The organism is Ancylobacter sp. IITR112 (assembly GCF_041415945.1).
Lineage (GTDB): Bacteria > Pseudomonadota > Alphaproteobacteria > Rhizobiales > Xanthobacteraceae > Ancylobacter.
In genome coordinates this window covers 4,485,290-4,502,949 of sequence record NZ_JBGCUS010000001.1, presented here as the reverse complement: position 1 = coordinate 4,502,949, position 17,660 = coordinate 4,485,290, and the positions used below count along the sequence as shown (strand labels likewise).

At 65.7% G+C, this 17,660-nt stretch carries 14 protein-coding genes and 1 tRNA gene; 10 read left to right on the top strand and 5 right to left on the bottom strand.

Translation table 11 applies throughout. The features are described from left to right. Positions 1-68 precede the first annotated feature (68 nt). The gene (gene cas3 / locus AAC979_RS21295) at positions 69-2,399 is read right to left on the bottom strand and encodes a CRISPR-associated helicase Cas3' (protein ID WP_371348903.1); all 2,331 of its coding nucleotides are present in this window, start codon (positions 2,397-2,399) and stop codon (positions 69-71) included. A gap of 502 nt (positions 2,400-2,901) precedes the next feature. Between cas3 and AAC979_RS21290 the strand changes: the two genes are divergently transcribed. From AAC979_RS21290 to AAC979_RS21280, 3 genes are all read left to right on the top strand, one after another. Further along, positions 2,902-3,852 (top strand): IS481 family transposase, encoded by a 951-nt coding sequence (locus AAC979_RS21290; RefSeq protein WP_371348902.1) that lies wholly within the window; start codon positions 2,902-2,904, stop codon positions 3,850-3,852. A 9-nt stretch (positions 3,853-3,861) separates the two neighbouring features. Then, entirely contained in the window at positions 3,862-4,221 is a 360-nt protein-coding gene (locus AAC979_RS21285) for a helix-turn-helix domain-containing protein (protein WP_371348900.1), read from the top strand. A gap of 1,143 nt (positions 4,222-5,364) precedes the next feature. After that, positions 5,365-5,592: a (2Fe-2S)-binding protein gene (locus AAC979_RS21280; RefSeq protein ID WP_371348899.1), complete on the top strand. Its 228-nt coding sequence runs from the start codon at positions 5,365-5,367 to the stop codon at positions 5,590-5,592. Here AAC979_RS21280 and AAC979_RS21275 read toward each other — a convergent pair. Further along, complete coding sequence (locus AAC979_RS21275) at positions 5,576-8,101, bottom strand: TonB-dependent receptor domain-containing protein (RefSeq protein WP_371349120.1); 2,526 nt, start codon at positions 8,099-8,101, stop codon at positions 5,576-5,578. The two genes, AAC979_RS21280 and AAC979_RS21275, sit on opposite strands and share 17 nt — an antisense overlap. Before the next feature lie 98 nt (positions 8,102-8,199). Here AAC979_RS21275 and AAC979_RS21270 point away from each other — a divergent pair. Continuing rightward, positions 8,200-9,335, top strand: a protein-coding gene (locus tag AAC979_RS21270; RefSeq protein ID WP_371345425.1) for an IS3 family transposase whose coding sequence is annotated in 2 segments (ribosomal slippage) — positions 8,200-8,455 and positions 8,455-9,335 — 1,137 coding nt in all. Because the reading frame shifts where the segments join, the coding sequence is not laid out codon by codon here. A 409-nt stretch (positions 9,336-9,744) separates the two neighbouring features. Here AAC979_RS21270 and AAC979_RS21265 read toward each other — a convergent pair. The 3 genes from AAC979_RS21265 to AAC979_RS21255 form a co-directional block, all read right to left on the bottom strand. Next, a complete protein-coding gene (locus tag AAC979_RS21265; protein ID WP_371349119.1) occupies positions 9,745-11,088 on the bottom strand; it encodes a plasmid recombination protein in 1,344 nt (447 codons plus the stop codon). Between the two features lie 65 nt (positions 11,089-11,153). Further along, positions 11,154-12,209, bottom strand: coding sequence for a plasmid replication protein RepC (gene repC, locus AAC979_RS21260; RefSeq protein WP_371349118.1), 1,056 nt, complete (start codon positions 12,207-12,209; stop codon positions 11,154-11,156). Between the two features lie 302 nt (positions 12,210-12,511). Beyond that, positions 12,512-12,586: transfer RNA gene (locus AAC979_RS21255), tRNA-Thr, on the bottom strand. A gap of 283 nt (positions 12,587-12,869) precedes the next feature. Between AAC979_RS21255 and AAC979_RS21250 the strand changes: the two genes are divergently transcribed. The 6 genes from AAC979_RS21250 (at position 12,870) to AAC979_RS21225 (ending at position 17,635) form a co-directional block, all read left to right on the top strand. Continuing rightward, positions 12,870-13,040 (top strand): hypothetical protein, encoded by a 171-nt coding sequence (locus AAC979_RS21250; RefSeq protein ID WP_371348898.1) that lies wholly within the window; start codon positions 12,870-12,872, stop codon positions 13,038-13,040. Between the two features lie 178 nt (positions 13,041-13,218). Beyond that, positions 13,219-14,508: a UDP-N-acetylglucosamine 1-carboxyvinyltransferase gene (gene murA / locus AAC979_RS21245; protein ID WP_371348897.1), complete on the top strand. Its 1,290-nt coding sequence runs from the start codon at positions 13,219-13,221 to the stop codon at positions 14,506-14,508. Positions 14,509-14,671: 163 nt separating this feature from the next. After that, positions 14,672-15,151 carry a DUF2948 family protein gene (locus AAC979_RS21240; protein ID WP_371348896.1) on the top strand — a complete coding sequence of 160 codons (480 nt, stop codon included), beginning with the start codon at positions 14,672-14,674 and terminating at the stop codon, positions 15,149-15,151. Positions 15,152-15,346: 195 nt separating this feature from the next. After that, on the top strand, positions 15,347-16,639 hold the full coding sequence (gene hisD / locus AAC979_RS21235; RefSeq protein WP_371348894.1) for a histidinol dehydrogenase: 1,293 nt from the start codon (positions 15,347-15,349) through the stop codon (positions 16,637-16,639). Positions 16,640-16,649: 10 nt separating this feature from the next. Continuing rightward, a complete protein-coding gene (locus AAC979_RS21230; protein ID WP_371348893.1) occupies positions 16,650-17,144 on the top strand; it encodes a UPF0262 family protein in 495 nt (164 codons plus the stop codon). Between the two features lie 83 nt (positions 17,145-17,227). Next, the gene (locus AAC979_RS21225; protein ID WP_371349117.1) at positions 17,228-17,635 is read left to right on the top strand and encodes a low molecular weight phosphatase family protein; all 408 of its coding nucleotides are present in this window, start codon (positions 17,228-17,230) and stop codon (positions 17,633-17,635) included. Positions 17,636-17,660: the final 25 nt, after the last annotated feature.

Genomic DNA, 17,660 nt, shown 5'->3' with positions numbered 1-17,660 from the left:
CTCGGCCGGTCCGGCCGTCCCCGCCTCGCGGTCTGCCAAAGGAGAACGCTGCGGCGCGGCAGGCCAGATCAGGAGATGATGTTGAGCGCCGGTTCGCGATAGGTCGTGTCGTCAAGGTCCAAACCCGTCTCGGGGCGGTAATGCGCGTCGTCTGCAAAACGCAGCATCGCGTCGCCGAGCTGTGGATGAACCGGGCGCAGGACGCCCCGCGCCACCCACTCGTCGCGCGCCTTCTGCGGGATGGAGACCACATAGTGCTGGAGCCGCCGCAGGTCGGCCGTACGCGGACGCTCCATGCCGGAAATGCGGGCGAGCACGTCCTCGGCATCGCGGTCGGACGTGTCGGCTCGCCATGGCACGACCACCGGCTCCATCACATCGTCGATCATGCGGAAAGCCGCGGCGATGGAGCTGAAAGGAAACTCAAGGTCGGCCGCTGTTTCTCCAATGGCGCGCAGAATCCCGGGATAGGCGCCGACCCTGGCGGTATCGAACGCCACAGTGGCGTCGCCCTTGCGCCAGTAAAGCTCGGCGAAATAGTCCTTCACCGCGTCGAGGCCGAGCGGATCGGGATGCGCGTCGAAGGCTGGCTGCGCCGCCTGCCAGCGTGTCTTGACCTCCTGCTGAAGCCCGCACTTGGCCGGCTCGAAAACCACCACGCGGCCGAGGCGGGGTGCCCCGGTCGCGTCCTTCAGCTTGCCTTCGCGGTTGCAGCGTCCGGCAGCCTGGGCGATGGCATCGATGCCCGTCGCGGCGCGCCACACTTCGGGGAAGCTGATGTCGACGCCGGCCTCGATCAGGGAGGTTGCCACCAGCCGCACCGGCTCGCCCGCCTCCAGCTTGGCCCGCAGATCGGCCAATACCAGCCGGCGGTGGCGGGCGCACATGAGCGTCGATAGATGCACAGCGCCCGACAGTGGGCGGATGGCGTCGAACAGGGCCCGTGCGTGCTGGCGGGTGTTGACGATGCACAGCATTTGCGGCTGCTCGGCAAAGCGCGCGGCGATGGCCTCATCGGTGACGGGATCTGTGAGCCTGTCGACGGCCACGCGCCTCAGCCTCGTATAGAGCGCCGTCGGGTCGGGTGCCAGTTCCCGTTCCTGCGGCAGGTCGAGGCCGATGGGCCGCCTCTCCTTGTCGATCAGCGCGCCATCGACTTTCCGCAGGGCGGGCTGGGTGGCGGTGCAGAGGACGACGCTGGTGCGGTAGTTCAGCGCCAGTTGCTCGATCGCGGCGAGGCTCGGCAGCAGCAGGGGCAGGGGCAGGGTCTGCACCTCGTCGAGAACGACAACGCTGTCGGCAATGTTGTGCAGCTTGCGGCAGCGCGAGGTGCGGTTGGCGAACAGGCTCTCGAAGAACTGCACCGCCGTTGTGACGACGATCGGCACATCCCAGTTTTCTGCCGCCCGCTGCAGCTTAGCCAGCGCACTGGGGGCCTCGTCGTCCGCCGGCTTTTCCTTGCGGGCCTTTTCCCAGTCGAAGCTGGCATGGTGTTCGAGAATGTCGGCGCTACCGCCCAGCGCCTGCCGGAAAACCTCGGCCGTCTGCTCGATGATCGAGGTATAGGGAATGACATAAATGACGCGGCGCAGCCCGTGGCGCATCGCATGTTCCAGCGCGAAGGAGAGCGAGGCGAGCGTCTTGCCGCCGCCGGTCGGCACGGTGAGGCTGAACAGGCCCGGTTTCAGCGCGGCTTTTGCCAGGGCGTGATCGAGGATCTCGGCGCGCAGCGTGTTGAGCGGGGTTGTGTCGGCCGTGGCGCGCTTGGTTGCCATGAAGGCGGCGAGCCTGTCGCGCAGGGCGGCGAGATCGGTGTGGCCGCCCCGCTCGACCGTCTCACCCGTCGCCTGCGCGTAAAAGCTCTCGGTGGCGATGAAATCGGCATCGACGAGGCAGGAGAACAGCATCCGCATCAGGAAGCTCTGGGCGAAGCCTCTGGGGCCTCCGCCCGGAGGGCGCGTCGAGGGCCGCAGAGCGATCGGCTCCGGCAGAGGGGCCGCATGGCGTTGCCAGTCGGCCGGCACCAGACGCTGCGCCGCTGCCATGCGTCGGTTCAGCTCCTGACCATCGGCAAGGCCCGCGTGATGGGCGGCGATGATCGCGGCGAGGATCGTGCCAAGCGCCCGGCCCGGCCCGTTGCCGTAATGGTCGAGCGCGATGCGCGCGCCGGCTGAGGAATGGTCGCCGCCGGAGGGGCGCTGTCCGGCGATATAGGCCTGAAACTCCGGCGACGCCTTGCCGATGTCGTGAAGGTTGCCGGCGAGGCGCAGCGCCTCTGTCCATCCCAGAGGCTCACCGAAATCGGCGGCCATCGCGCCGACCGCCGTGCTGTGCTTGGCGAGTGTCTCCCAGGTCGCTAACGTTTGGCCAGGCAGAGAATGGGCGTAAGTAGCAGGCATGGCACAACCAACTCTAGGAAACGGAAGCAGCGTCACCATCAGAATGGGAGCACCGATAGCTAGCTAAGCCAGCCCGCATGGGCGTGCTGACCGACGGTCTTGCCCGGCAAGCCATCCGCTGATTGTAATTCCGAAGGGTCGTGGCCGAATGCTACCGGAGGCTGTGCCGCTTTGCGAGCGCGAGTCATCTACGATTTGCCAATGTCGTAGAAGTGCCATGCTCATAGCAATACGCTGCCTTCGGCCAACCGCGACTCCGGCCCAGAACCAGGATCAGTTCGTCATTTTCCCGGGAAAGGGGCGCATCGTCGGAAAGTCGTCTTCGGGCTCCCTCGGATATTGATAGGCCTCGACAGGTCGGAGTCTATTATGACATTTGCGACGTCTACGGCAAAACTGGCGATCCTAGCTGCGCACCTGTTCCGACGCGCTTTACGGGCATTAGGTGTTTAGTCCCACAGTGTGATGGCGTATCATTATCTCCGTTGGAGAGGGACACGCTATGGGCCAGGTTCTTCACGGGAGCGCCAAGACCACGCACGCTATTCGAGCGGAGCTACAACGATCGCAAGCTTCGGCCGCGGAGCTCGCGCGACGCTTCGGGATCAACGAGAAAACGGTGAGGAAGTGGCGATCCCGCCGGACGGTCGAAGACAAGGCGATGGGTCCGAAGGAGCGGCGCAGTTCCACTCTCTCCGCCATTGAGGAGGCCGCGATCGTCGCTCTGCGGGTGCAGGCTTGCCTGCCGCTGGACGATGTCTTCGTCGCCTTGAAGGAGGTCATCCCGCATCTGACGCGCTCCTCGCTGCATCGCTGCCTTCAACGGCACGGGATCTCGCGCCTGCCAAAGGCCGACCGCGAGAAGCCCAAGCGCTTCAAGGCCTATGAGATCGGCTACTTCCACCTCGACATCGCCGAGCTGCGCTATGAAGGCGGCAAGGCCTATCTGTTCGTGGCCGTCGATCGCACCTCCAAGCTGGTCTTCGCCAGAATCTACCGGAAGGCGACGAAGCTGGTCGCCGCCGGCTTCCTCAAGGCTCTGCTCATGGCCGTTCCCTACAAGATCCATACGGTGCTGACTGACAACGGCGTTCAGTTTGTCCAGCACGACAAGAGGGCTGAAGGCGGCTCCATCGCCCACGTCTTCGGAAGGGTCTGCGCCGAACACGATATCGAGCACAGGCTCACCAAGCCGTATCACCCCTGGACCAACGGACAGGCCGAACGGATGGTCCGCACAATCAAGGACGCGACCGTGCGCGCGTTCCACTACGCCTCGATCGACGACCTGCGACGCCATGTTCGGGACTGGCTGCTCGCCTACAACTACGCCAAGCAGCTCAAGGCGCTTCGGTTCAAGACGCCGCTCGAAGCGCTCAAATCCATCAGCGTCGAAAAGCCAGAGCTCTTCATCCGTCAGCCAAGCCATGACATGCTGGGACTAAACACCTAGTCTGTAGCCATGGCCAAAAGCATACCCGCCAACGTCAATCCCCGAATCCTGCAGTGGGCCCGCGAAACAGCCCGCCTCACGCCGGAGGCGGCTGCCAAGGCGGTCGGGGTCTCCTTAGAAAGGCTGCTGGCGTGCGAAGCAGGCGACGAGCAGCTGACCTTCAACCAGTTTCTGGCGGCGGCGAATGCCTACAAGCGGGCTCCTGCCTTGCTGTGGGATCAGCTGGACCGGCTGATTCTCGAGGGGCGGCTGGTGTCATCGCTGCTGGTTCTCGCCGAGTGCGGCAAGCGCTCTCCACGCTTATTTCAGGAATGCCAGCTGATGTTTTTATCAAGACAGGTCATAGGACTGCGCTATCATTTCTCGTAAAACCAATAACAGATACAATAAAATTTGCATTTAATGAAGAATAAAATCCAACAAAACTCGACTGTTGTAATGTAATAGGACCCATATAGATATGGCTGATTTAATAACTAAATATCTACAAAGTGGCGGCCCCTTTATGGAGCTTCTATTTCTTGCATTTATATACATGTCTTTCTTTGTTCTTATACCACATATAATTTTGTCTATCATATCTGGTGTTATAACGACTAGGCTTGGCGTTTTTAACATAAGAGAATCTTTGCTAAAATACATATTAATGATGATAGCTACTATTTTATATCTTATCATATTTGTCATTGGAGGATTTTCGATCTTCTGGGTACGATATCTCGGCAATTAGCAAAAGGCATAATACCTATGGGAACCTTCGCTTCAGATTTTTACAATCGAATTAATCAAAATTTTGCCAGTAATTTTAGTACTGTACCTGGTGGAATAAGCGCGTCTTATTCGGCTTATGCGACTTATACAAATACAGCAATGGATGTCGCCGGCACTGGTTTCGGAAAGACGGTTCCTGGAAGAACTATACAGTTCGCTCGCGAGGGTGAGGCGGCCTTTATATCTGTGGCATCGGGTTCAACCCCGGCGGATATGAGTCGCGTCGCGAATATAGTCAGCGGCATAGCTGGCAGCATTGCCGCAGCTACCGCAGCTAGTGGATTGACTCCAGCGCTTGGAACCCTCGGTTCCGTGCGGCGATGATCGCGTTGGGATCGGCGCGCCAGATGAAGGGTTTCAGTTCGCATCGTTGCCACGATGTCTCGTGCCATCCGACGGCCTGACCGGCTCGGTGCCAGGCGCCCAAGCGCTTGGTAGCGCCTGCATCGAAGGGCGAGCACCGCGCGACACGATCAGCTTGCTTCAATTCGAGGCTGCAGAATCGGGCACATATGACCCGGCGCCTATCCAACCCTGCGAATCACACATCTACCCGCCCGTGAGGGGCGAGGGGGCCGCGGGAGAACAGTCCCTGTATGTCGGCGGCACCGAACGCTTTCGATCTTCATAAATACGATGCTGGAAGCCAGCCCGCACACGCAGCATGACCGGCGGTCGGATGAGGTGACGCTGGACGAGGTCGAGCGGGTGCTGATCTAACGCACACGGCACAAAAGCCGCATGGTGCTCGTTATCTTCACGGTTCCCGGCCTGCGGCACGGGCGCAAGCTGCTGGCGCGGCGGCGGCTCGCCTCCGGCGCGGCCAACCCGCTCGCCGAGCCGGTGCGCTACCTCGCCGACGGCACCCGCCAGCGCCGCGTCTGCTGCCTGCGCCACCTCGTGCCCGCACTTGCCTATTGCGGCACCTGCCCGCTCGACCGGCCGCCCGCCGTCAGAAGCGGTAATTGAGGCCGATCTTCAGCATTTGCAGCTCGGCCGAGTTGGAGGCCTCGCGGCCATTGACGGTTTCCGACGAGCCGGGAACGGTGATGTTGCCTCTCCAGCCTCCCGGGCAGGGCGGTGTGCGGTTGGAGGAGGTGCAGCGCACGGTATAGGGGAGCGTCACGCCGGCCCGCGCATCACTGAAGTCGAACGTCTCCGTCCCGAAGCCGGCATAGAGATATTCGAGTTTCAGCGACCATTTATCGGAGATCGCATATTCCGCTCCGGCGCCCAGGGCGTAACCTGTGCGCACCCTGTCTGACGTTTCAGAGAAGAGCCGCTCCGTATAGGTTCCGCCTGGATAATCCCTGCTCGCCGTGTTGGACCGGTACTGGGTGCGGGTCTCGGTCTCCTGCAGGAAGGCGACGCCGCCGGTGCCATAGACCATCAGCCGGTCCCAGGCGTAGCCGATCCGGCCGCGAATGGTGGCGAGCCAGTCGACATCATACACCGTGTGCGCCTGCAGCATCTGGCGCTGGGTCAGATAGGCCGATTCGATCGCCAGCGCGTCCTGCGCGCCCTCGATCCCGGTCCAGGAGACATCGCCTTCGACGCCGAACACGAGGCCGTTGGCGAACTGGTAGTTGAAGCCCGCCTGGATGCCGCCCAGCATGTTCGACAGATCCTGGTCCGCCGATTCCGAGAGCGTCACCGCCGTGGCGGTGCCGTCGGCCGCCGTGGTCGTGCCGTGGATATTGCCGAAGCCATAGCCGAAATGGCCGCCGGCATAGAGGCCGCTCCACGGCATGTTGCGCGCGGGCAGGCCGAAAGTCGGCCAGGTCACCGGTTCGGAACTGCCGAGCTTCGCCGTCAGCGTGCCGCGGATCACCCGGCCGGGGGCGGGCATGTCGGTATTGTTGAGCGCGTCGACATAATAGGCGTCCAGAAGGTTCTGCACGCTGACATCGAGGGTCATGGCATCGTTGATCTTCCACTGCCCGAACAAGTCGACCGTGGTGTAGGGGGCCCAGAGCGTCGTGACCCAGAGATAGTCCGGATCCTTCACCAGCGGCGCGAGGCGCTCGCCCATATAGGTCACGCGCCCGCCCAAGGTCAGCCGGTCGTCCCAGAAGCGCGCCCCGGCGGTGATGGAGGCGGTGAATTTCGGTGGGATCTGATTGGTGAGATAGTCCGCCTGCTGCGTGTAATCGGTGCAGAGCCCGTCCTTCAGGCAGGATTCGAAGCCGGTATAGTAGTTGAATCCGAAATCGAGGAAGACCGACCCGGCGTCGTACCCGCCGGAGATTTCGATGCCCTGGAAGCGCACATAGTCATAATTGAAGAACGACATGTAGTTGCCGACATATTCGCGGCCGATATAGTTGTCGGTGGTATTGTCGAAATAGGCCAGTTTGAAGCGGGCCTTGTCACCGGGGGTGAGCCAGTCGGTCTTGAGGAAATTGGTGCCGAACTCCCAGTTGCTGGCCTCTTCGGCATCGAGGTCCGGATTGAAGATCTGCTCGCCGCGCGTGAAGCTCACCTCGCGCACGCTGGGCGGGCGGATACCGCTCTGGTACTGGGCGTAGATCTGCCAGCCCGGCAGCGGGGTGACGGTGACGCTGGCGCTGGGGCTTACCCCCTGGCCGGAATAGCCCGTGAAATCCGCGCCTGTATTGGTCCAGGGCTGCTGGCCGTTGAACTCGGTGTTGTAGGTGAGGAATTCGAGGCCCGCTTCCACGGCGAGCCAGGGCGTCGGCTCCCATTTGGCCCTGCCGAACAGCGTGCCGATGTCCTGGTCGCCATTGGCGGGCAGCGCCCAGCCCGCCATCCAGGCGTCGTAGGAATCGAGCGGCTGGGCCGACTGGGTCACGTAGGAACCGCCATAGCGCAGGGCCAGCGGCGTGTCCCTCACCGAGACGCGCGAGACATTCTCGGCATTGACGCCGAAACTGCGGGCCTGCTGCCTGATCTCGCCGGTCGTGCCGGACAGGGCGTAGATATTGGTCTCGTCGACATTGGAGACATAGGTATTCAGGCGGAAGTCGACGAGATCATTGTCGTCAGGCTGGTAATGATAACGGGCGGAGGCCTGGTCTACATTCACTGAACTGAGCGGCAATTGCCAGGTCACGTTGCTGGTGTTGGCGATGGCGGAGGGCGACACCTCGCCGAACTCATTGCCATAATGCAGATAGCTGAGCTGCAGCTCGTGCCCGTCGGCGGGCCGCAAGGTCGCCTTCACCAGCGCGGAGGTGACATCTTCCGAGGTGTTGTAGACCTGCTGGCCATAGCCGTAATTCGACAGTCTTTCCGGCTCGCCGTCCTGGTTCGCGACGGTGAGGTCGCCCTCGGTGCCGGCGAAATAGTTGCCGCTCATGCGCCGCACATAGGCGGCCACGAGGTCGACGCCGGGCGTCGTCACCGCGGCGGCAACGCTGCCGGTCCAGTTGTCGGTTTCCACCCCCCCGGTGCTCGGCCCTGTCTGGCCGATCACCGGGGTGACGCCGTTGGAATTCAGCCCCAGGCGCGCCCGCACCCCGTAAGTGTCGCCGGGCGCGAGGATATCCTTGAGGTGGTCCCCGAAATCCGGACAGGGAGTTAAGCTTGGTTCGGCCTGACGGAAGGACGAGCCCGATGACCGGGAAGAGGAAGCGATATTCATCGGATTTCAAGGCGAAGGTGGCCCTGGAGGCACTGCGCGGGGAACAGACGGTGGCCCAGTTGGCGGCGAAGCATGGTCTCCACCAGACCATGATCAACGCTTGGAAGAAGCAGGCCATCGAGGGGATGGCCGCAGTGTTCTCCGGCAAGGCGGAAGCGGCCGACGCCGCCCGCGAGAGCGAGATCGACCAGCTCCATGCCAAGATCGGCCAACTGGTGGTGGAACGGGATTTTTTGCGTCGGGCCTCCGGGCGATGAGCGTGGGGGCAAAACGCGACATGATCGAACCGGATCACCCCCGACTACCGATCACGCGCCAGTGCGCCCTGGTCGGCATCAGCCGGTCGGCTTTCTACGGCGGGCCGCGGATCGAAAGCCCCGAGACTCTTGCCATTATGCGGGCGATCGACGGCCAGTTTCTCGAGACGCCGTGGTACGGCTCGCGGCAAATGGTGCGCCATCTGCGCCGGCAGGGGCACGAGGTTGGGCGCAAGCGTGTGCGGCGCCTCATGGCCCGCATGGGGCTGGCCACCATCTACCAGCGGCCGAAGACCACGGTGCGCCACCCGCAGCACCGCATCTTCCCCTATCTCTTGCGCACCATGGCGATCGAGGAGCCCGACCAGGTCTGGTGCGCCGACATCACTTACATCCCGATGCGGCGCGGATTCCTGTATCTGGTCGCCATCATGGACTGGCACAGCCGCAGGGTTCTCTCCTGGCGGCTCTCCAACACCATGGAGGCCGACTTCTGCATCGAGGCACTGGAGGAGGCCTTGTCCCGGTTCGGGCGGCCGAGCATCTTCAACACCGACCAGGGAAGCCAGTTCACCAGCCCGCGCTTCGCAAAGGTGCTGCTGGACGCTGGCGTGCGGATCTCCATGGATGGCCGCGGCCGGTGGATGGACAACGTGTTCATCGAGCGCCTCTGGCGGTCCCTGAAATACGAGTGCATCTACCTCAACGCCTTCGAGACCGGGTCCGAGGCCCGCGCCGGGATCGGCCGATGGATCACCTACTACAACCGCACGAGGCCCCACTCGGCTCTCGGCGGCAGAACGCCGGAGGAGGTCCACATGGCCTGCGACGGCATCAACAAGGCGGCGTGACACACACCAGAACCAAGCTTAGCGAAGCCGCCAAAATGTCCGGCGAATGGGGACCACCTCAATTTCCCTCGATCCGGGCCGGGCGGTAGCTTCTCTGCGCCGCATGCGACTCCGCCTCAAGAAGCCGGAAAAGACCGCCGAGATTCTGTTGCTGGACATGGAGGCGGTAGGGCTGCTTGAAACCGTCGATATCCTGAGGTCCCACGCTCAATCGCTCTGATCCGATACCCTTGAGGCTGCGACGTTTCGCGATGGCGCGTTGCCGGAATCTGCTCCTGCGACGACGTAGGAGCCAAGACGCGCAGGGCGGCGCCAAGCTCAGCGTGACGCTGAGCGCGTCAAGGTTCTTTGACATCGGCCAGAAATGACCCGCTTGCGGGCCGAGTGTCAAGGAATGTTGACATCGGGGCTACATCGAGGGGCCATCAGACAGTGAAGGCGGCTGTTGCTCGCGGTCGATGACAGCCCTAGTCGCCGCCGCCTCCACCTCCGGGCGAAGACGCTCGAAACCGAAGACATGGCACAGGTGGAGAACGGCCCGTTCGAAGGAGCCGAGGATCAGGGCCACAAGGTCGAGCGCGCCGCCCCCGGCCTTGATGGCCGCCTCCCTGCCGCTCCTGAACTGCCATTTGCCGGCGTCGCCCAATTTGACAGCCATGCCCGCTGCGCCACGCCAGACACCTCCGCTTTGCGCGGTGAAGTCCAGCGATTCGAGCACCTCGGACAAGTCGAGCGGCCTCCAGCTCGCTTCGATCTCTTTCAGTCGCTCGATCGCGCGCCGGCCGGCGGCAAGCTCGGCGGCACGGGCCTTCTCGGCCGCCGCTTCCTCCTGGCGCCGGCGGATCCGGATCCCGCGGCTCCGCTCCGCTTCGTTCGCCACCCTGATCCGCTCTTCCACCTCACGCTCACGCCGTTCGAGATCGCGCTGCCTGGCCGCTGTGCCGGCCCGCACCGCTTCCCATTGGCCCGCGATCACGGCGCTCTGCTCGGCAGCCCATGCCTCCGGCGTGGTCGAGGCCATGGGAAGGAACACACGTGGAGGAGGCTCCACCACGGGCGGATCCGGGAGCGGTACATGGGCGAGCGCAGCCTGCTTGGCTTCGGTCTCGGCCAGCGACGCCTGCGCGGCCGCTACCTTCGCCTGGGTATCGGCCAAAGCCACCTCAGCGGCCTCCAGATCGGCGCGCGCCGCCTCTGCGCGGCTGTGATAGATCTCGGCATTCTTTCTCGCGGCATCCGACTTGGCGGCATTGTCGGCCAGCCTCTCGGCCTTCAGTGTGGACTCCCTCGCCAGGCGCTCATTCTTCGCCAGCTTGTCGCGGGCAGCATTAATGCGCTCATTGAGGGCTTCCAGCTCCGCCGGAAGCTCCTGGTGAAGCTGGCGCACGGAGCGGTTCACCACCTCCGACGGTTTAGCCCCGGCGGCGAGGCGGTCGACCTTCCGGTGCCCGCGCTCGATCCGGGGCTCGTGACGCTGCGCGACGGCGGCGGCGATGTCCTGAAGCTGGTTCAGCACGGCCTTGGTCGCGACCTTGGAAACCGGGCCGCCGGCCCGGGTGATGGCGGCGAGCTGGTAGTGGGCATGAATGGCGGATTCGTCGAGATGGACGACGAGGCCATGCAGCGTGGTGCCGAGGCGCTCGGCGATGGCGTCGGCGACGTTGCGGAACAGGCGATCCTGTCGCTCCACGGGCAGCGCCTCGACCCAGGCCTGCGCCTGCTTGCCGAAGGTGATGATGCCGGCGACCGACACGGCCGCGCTGTCGCTCACCCTCCGCTGCCGGAGCTGACCCGCTGCCTCGCGCCGCTGATCGCAGATCAGCCGCAGCTCACCGCCGGTGAGATTGGCGAGCAGCACGCGGTTGCGAACCGTCCGGTCGCCGTCCACATAGCCGGGCTGGCGGCCGAGCCGCAGATCGTGGTTACGCTGGTTGTTCGTGGCCACCCGATGCCGGCTCGTGATCCGGGTGGAGATGGCGCGTGGATTGGCGAGGGCCGTGGGGCGCGTGAGCGACATCTGCATAACTTACTAGCCGCAACCAGAGTTGCGGCGTAGGCGAAAGGGACCAGAGCCCCCTTTCGAAACCCCCAAAGGACAGGAGTCCCGCCCCGTGTTCGACGCGCCGCAGGCCGTCGATTTGATTGCCGGGACGCCCCGCGTCCCGACGCCACATTGGCGCCCGCATTCGATGAATTAGCGAATGATTCCAATGCCTCACGGATTTCGTCCGACAGCTGGGCGAGGTCGGCCGCAATCGCCTCGATGAGCTGGCGCGGCGCGGAGCGTGGAAGCCGCGCGATGATCTCCTGATAGCTCCGTTCCGCCCGCGTCCAGTCGCCGGGAATGCCCTCGTGGGCACCGACGTCGATCATCTTGACGATGTCCCGGCGAAGCAGCGTGAGACGCTCCCTGGCGACCCGGAAGGCCTTTTTCTCGGCGTGGACCGCGTCGGCGAGATCGCGAAACTCCTCGGCGCGGGCGACTAGTGGGGCGAGATCGAAGCCATAGGCGTGCTCGATCTCGCCACCGCGGCCTCTCCGGGCAAAGCGCTTGCCGTTGGGGCTGTCGCGGCGGATGATCAGGCCGCAATCCACGAGCACGCCGATATGCCGGCGCAAGGTGGTCGGCGGCATGCCGTTCGCGCGAGCCGCCAGTTGCTCATTCGATGGCCAGACGATGATGGCCGCGCCACCGCCGAGAGCCGTCTCAGGATGGAAGCTGAGCAGGGCATTCAGGACCGAGAGGGACCGCTCGGTAGCTCCGATCAGCTCCCGGGCCTCGCGGATATCGCGGAAGACCCGCCACTTGTGCACGACCGCGTCCCGCTGGATCGCTCTCGCCGCCATCTGGCTCGCGAGCAGGCGAAGCGTCATCGGCTGCCGCCCGAACGGCGTTATTGTCCGCCCCGGAGACCTGTGATAAATTTCGTCTTGGCTGTCTTCGGTATGATCGCCACTACGGATTGCCCCGCCAGCGTTGCCGCGCTTGGCGGGGTTTCCTTTTTGGGGGTCAGGCGGCTCCACCCTTGTTTGTGCGTGCACGCCAGAACGGCCCGAGAACGAACTCCCCGGATTTTCTCCCAGTCCCGCCGCGACAAACACGGTTTGTTCCGCTCCGACCCGTGGGGGAGCAGGGACAGGTTTTGCGCTTAAGTGCTGATTTTCCTTGGGAAAACTGGTGCTGCGAGAGAGGATTGAACTCTCGACCTCTCCCTTACCAAGGGAGTGCTCTACCACTGAGCTACCGCAGCGCCGGCTCTTGGCGGGTCAGGCCACCAAAGCGCGGGGACGTTTGCCACAGTGCGCCGGCCGGCGCAAGCGCCCGCCGCGGAATTCCCCCAGCCCTGTGCGCCGGGCTGTGAATGCCGTGGACATGGGAGGGCGCACGGGGCTGGGGGAATTGCGCCCAGCACCGGCGCCGCCGGGCTTTCGCCACGCCGGGCGGCTCTTCCGTCGCGGTGAGCGGCGCAGTAAAGCTGAGGATGAGCGGGCAGGCCCGGCGGGAGGCCGGCGCGGCGTTTCGGGAGCAGCAGGATGAAGGGCGAGGAGGAACAGGCCCGCGCAGAGCGGCTGGCGGCAGCGCTGCGCGCCAATCTCTCCCGCCGCAAGCAGCAGGCGCGCGGCCGCAGGGAACCGCCAGCGCCAGCGCATCCCGCGCCCGACGAGCGCCCCGATGCCTCGCCCGAGCCCGATGGCGAGGCGTGAGCGGGCCTTCACGAGCGCGCGTTGTCGCAAAGCGCGCCACGCGGTAGAGATGGACGGGAATAGCCGGTGGAACGCCACGAATCGGCCCCATCGTCCAGACATGCCGCTGCCGACAGGCGTCGGACGCGACCGGTAGAGGTCGCGCCCCCTGTGCTGCGCTGAAGGAGTACCTGACCTCATGGACCGCATCCGCATCGTCGGCGGCAACCCGCTCAACGGGACGATCCCGATCTCCGGCGCCAAGAACGCCGCCCTGCCGCTGATGATCGCCGGCCTGCTCACCGACGAGAAGCTCATTCTGGAGAATGTGCCGCGCCTCGCGGATGTGTCCCAGTTGCAGCGCATTCTCGGCAATCACGGCATCGACATCACGGTGAATGGCAAGCGGCGCGGCGACGACGCCTATGCCGGCCAGACGCTGGAAATCGACGGGCGCGTCATCGTCGACACCACCGCGCCCTATGAGCTCGTCTCCAAGATGCGCGCCAGCTTCTGGGTGATCGGGCCGCTGCTGGCGCGCATGGGCGAGGCCAAGGTGTCGCTGCCCGGCGGCTGCGCCATCGGCACGCGGCCGGTGGATTTTCATCTCGACGCGCTGCGCGCGCTGGGCGCGGAGATCGAGATCGACGCGGGCTATGTGATCGCCCGCGCGCCGAAGGGGCTGAAGGGCGGGCGGATCGTCTTCCCGAAAGTGTCGGTCGGCGCCACCCATACGGCGCTGATGGCCGCGAGCCTCGCCGAAGGCGAGACGATCATCGAGAATGCCGCGCGCGAGCCGGAAATCGTCGATGTCGCCGACTGCATCAACGCCATGGGCGGGCGAATCGAGGGCCAGGGCAGCGCGACCATCCGCATCACCGGCGTGCCGCGGCTGCGCGGCGCCCGCCACAGCGTGCTGCCGGACCGCATCGAGACCGGCACCTATGCCATGGCGGTGGCGATGACCGGCGGCGAGGTGCTGCTCTCCGGCGCGCGCGCCGACCTGCTGGAGACGGCGCTCGACACGCTGCGCGAGGCGGGGGCAGACATCACCGTCTCCAACGAAGGATTGCGGGTGAAGCGCAACGGCGCCGGCATCGCCCCGGTGACGGTGACGACCGAGCCTTTCCCCGGCTTTCCCACCGACTTGCAAGCGCAGCTCATGGCGCTCACCACCCGCGCGCGCGGCACCTCGCACATCACCGAGACGATCTTCGAGAACCGTTTCATGCATGTGCAGGAACTGGCCCGGCTCGGCGCCCGCATTCATCTCGACGGCGAGACCGCCACCATCGAAGGCGTGGAACGGCTGAAGGGCGCCCCGGTGATGGCGACCGATCTGCGCGCCTCGGTGTCGCTGGTCATCGGCGCGCTGGCCGCCGAGGGCGAGAGCATGATCCACCGCGTCTATCATCTCGATCGCGGCTTCGAACGGCTGGAAGAGAAGCTTTCCGCCTGCGGCGCCGAAATCGAACGTCTGGCTGGCTGAGAGCGGCCCTCCGCATCTCTCCCGACGCCGCGCCTCTCTTGCCGATGGGCGGGGGCGGCGCCATCTGTGCGGCGTAAGGGCCGCAGGGGCAGGCGCGCGGAACTGGGCGCGCGGCGACCGGCGCAAATGGCGCTGCGGCATGCAGGGTGGCGGAGAGGACGAAATGGCGGGGCTGAAACTGGTGGCGCTGGACGCCGAGGATCTCGCGGTCCTCTCGGTGCATCTGCAGGACGCGGTGGTCGCCATCGGCGACATGACCTTCCTGCCAAAGGAACGCCGCTTCGTCCTGCTCGCCAACCGCTTCGACTGGGAAAAGGCGATCCAGGCGGAGGCGATGGCCGAAGCCGACGCGCCCATTGGCGCGGCGGCAGCCGCCGTCGGCCCCTGTGTGCGCCGCCGGGCCGGGCTGCGTTTCGAGCGCGTTCTGGGCGCCCGCCTGCGCGGCATCGACCTCCGGAAGAAGCAGGGCGTGCTGAACCTGCTCGCCCTCACCTTCGAGGAAACCGACGCCCCCTCCGGCACCGTCACCTTCCTGTTCTCCGGCGGCGGCGAAGTGCAGCTCGATGTCGAGTGCATGGAAGCGGGGCTGGAGGATCTCGGCCCCGCCTGGGACGCCAAGGGAACGCCCTGTCACGAGGCGTGACGGCCCTGCCGCATACCGGGCCTCCCCTCGGCTTCGAATGTCCTTGTCTTCGGCGGGCCCGGTTGCGATAGGACAGGACGAACAGGTAACGGCGCCCCGCGCGACCTGACGCCCGCGCCGCATCGGTGCCGGCGCGTGCCGCGGGGAGGCGCGCCGCTGCCGACGTGCAGGAAGCCGACCCCGTAGGACCCCGCCATGCCGCTTCGCCTCGACACAAGCTCGCCCGACTTCCCGGAGCGCTTCCGCGCCTTTCTCGGCACCAAGCGCGAAGTGTCGGCGGATGTGGCGCAGGCGGTGGCGCAGATCATCGACGCCGTGCGCCAGCGCGGCGACGAGGCGCTGATCGCCTTTTCCAAGACCTTCGACCGGGTGGACCTCGGCACGCTCGGCCTCCGGGTGACGGCGGACGAGATCGCCGCCGCCCGCCGCGCCTGCGATGGCGCGACGCTGGAGGCGCTGAGCTTCGCCCATGAGCGCATCCGTGCCCATCACGCGCGCCAGTTGCCGACGAGCGGGCGCTATGTCGACGCCGCCGGCGTCGAGCTCGGTCATCGCTGGACGCCGGTGGACGCGGTGGGGCTGTATGTGCCCGGCGGCACGGCGGCCTACCCCTCCTCCGTGCTGATGAACGCGGTGCCGGCCAAGGTGGCGGGCGTCGCCCGGCTCGCCATGGTAGTGCCGGCGCCCGATGGCGTGCTCAACCCGCTGGTGCTCGCCGCCGCCGAGCTTGCCGGGGTCGATGAGGTCTACCGGGTGGGCGGGGCGCAGGCGATCGCCGCGCTGGCCTATGGCACCGAGAGCATCGCCCCCGTCGCCAAGATCGTCGGCCCGGGCAATGCCTATGTGGCGGCGGCCAAGCGCCATGTCTTCGGCACGGTGGGCATCGACATGGTGGCGGGCCCTTCCGAGGTGCTGGTCATCGCCGATGGCGAGCAGAATCCGGACTGGATCGCCGCCGACCTGCTGGCGCAGGCCGAGCACGACACCGCCGCCCAGTCGATCCTGATGACCGACGACGCCGCCCTCGCCGATGCCGTGGTGGCGGCGGTGGAGCGCCAGCTCGCCACCCTGCCCCGCCGCGACATCGCGGCGAAGAGCTGGGACGAGTTCGGCGCGGTGATCCTTCTCCACAGCCTTGACGAGGCGCCGGCGCTGGCCAACCGCCTCGCCCCGGAGCATCTGGAAATCATGGCCGCCGACGCCGAGACGCTGGCCGAGGCGATCCACCATGCCGGCGCGATCTTCCTTGGCGCCCACACGCCGGAAGCAATCGGCGATTATGTCGGCGGCTCCAACCATGTTCTGCCGACCGCCCGCTCGGCCCGTTTCTCCTCCGGCCTCGGCGTGCTCGACTTCATGAAGCGGACCTCGATCCTCAAATGCGGGCCGGAGCAGCTACGCGCGCTCGGCCCGGCGGCGATCGCGCTCGGCGAGGCGGAAGGGCTCGGCGCCCACGCCCGCTCGGTGGCGGTCCGCCTCAACCTCTGACGGGCGCGCCATGGGCGGCGAGGATCCCCATGTCGAGACCCGCCGCCTCTCGGCGGTGACGCTGGACGGCGCCTCCATCGGCCGTTCCAATGTCGATGTCGAGCATGAGCGCGCCGTCGCCATCTACGACCTCATCGCCGAGAACAGCTTCGCCCCGCTGGGCGACACCGCCCCCGGTCCCTACCGCCTCGCCATCGGCCTCAATGAAGGGCGCCTGGTGCTGGATGTGACGCGCGAGGACGGCAGCCCTGTCGTGCAACATCATCTCTCGCTCAGCCCGCTGCGGCGGGTGGTGCGCGACTATTTCCTCGTCTGCGAGAGCTATTATTCCGCCATCCGCACCGCCAGCCCGTCGCAGATCGAAGCCATCGACATGGGCCGGCGCGGCCTGCACAACGAGGCGTCCGAACTGCTGCGCGAACGGCTGAAGGACAAGATCGCCCTCGATTTCGGCACGGCCCGGCGCCTGTTCACGCTGGTCTGCGCGCTGCACTGGAAAGGCTGAGCGTGGCGCCGCCCGCCTCCGCCGACGCCTCCCCCGGCCCCGCGCCGGCCGCACGCCGCGAGCGGCCGCAATCGGTTCTGTTCATGTGCGGGCAGAACTGCGTGCGCTCGCCCATGGCGGCGGTGCTGGCGCGCCACCTGTTCGGCCGCTCGCTCTATGTCGGCTCGGCCGGCGTGCTGAAGGGCGAGGCTGATCCCTTCGTCACCGCCGCCATTGACGAAATCGGGCTCGATCTCTCCCGCCACCGGCCGCAGACGCTGGAAGAACTGGAGGAGAATGAGGGTCTCGGCTTCGATCTCGTCATCACCCTCTCCCCCGACGCCCATCACCGCGCGCTGGAACTGACCCGCACCAACGCCATCGACGTGGAATACTGGCCGACCCCGGACCCGACGCTGGCCAGCGGCAACCGCGAGCAGCGGCTCGACGCCTATCGCGAGGTTCGCGACGAGCTGGAACGGCGGATCCGCGCCCGGTTCCGCCCGAAATGAGCCGGTGGCGGCAAGGCCGTTCCGT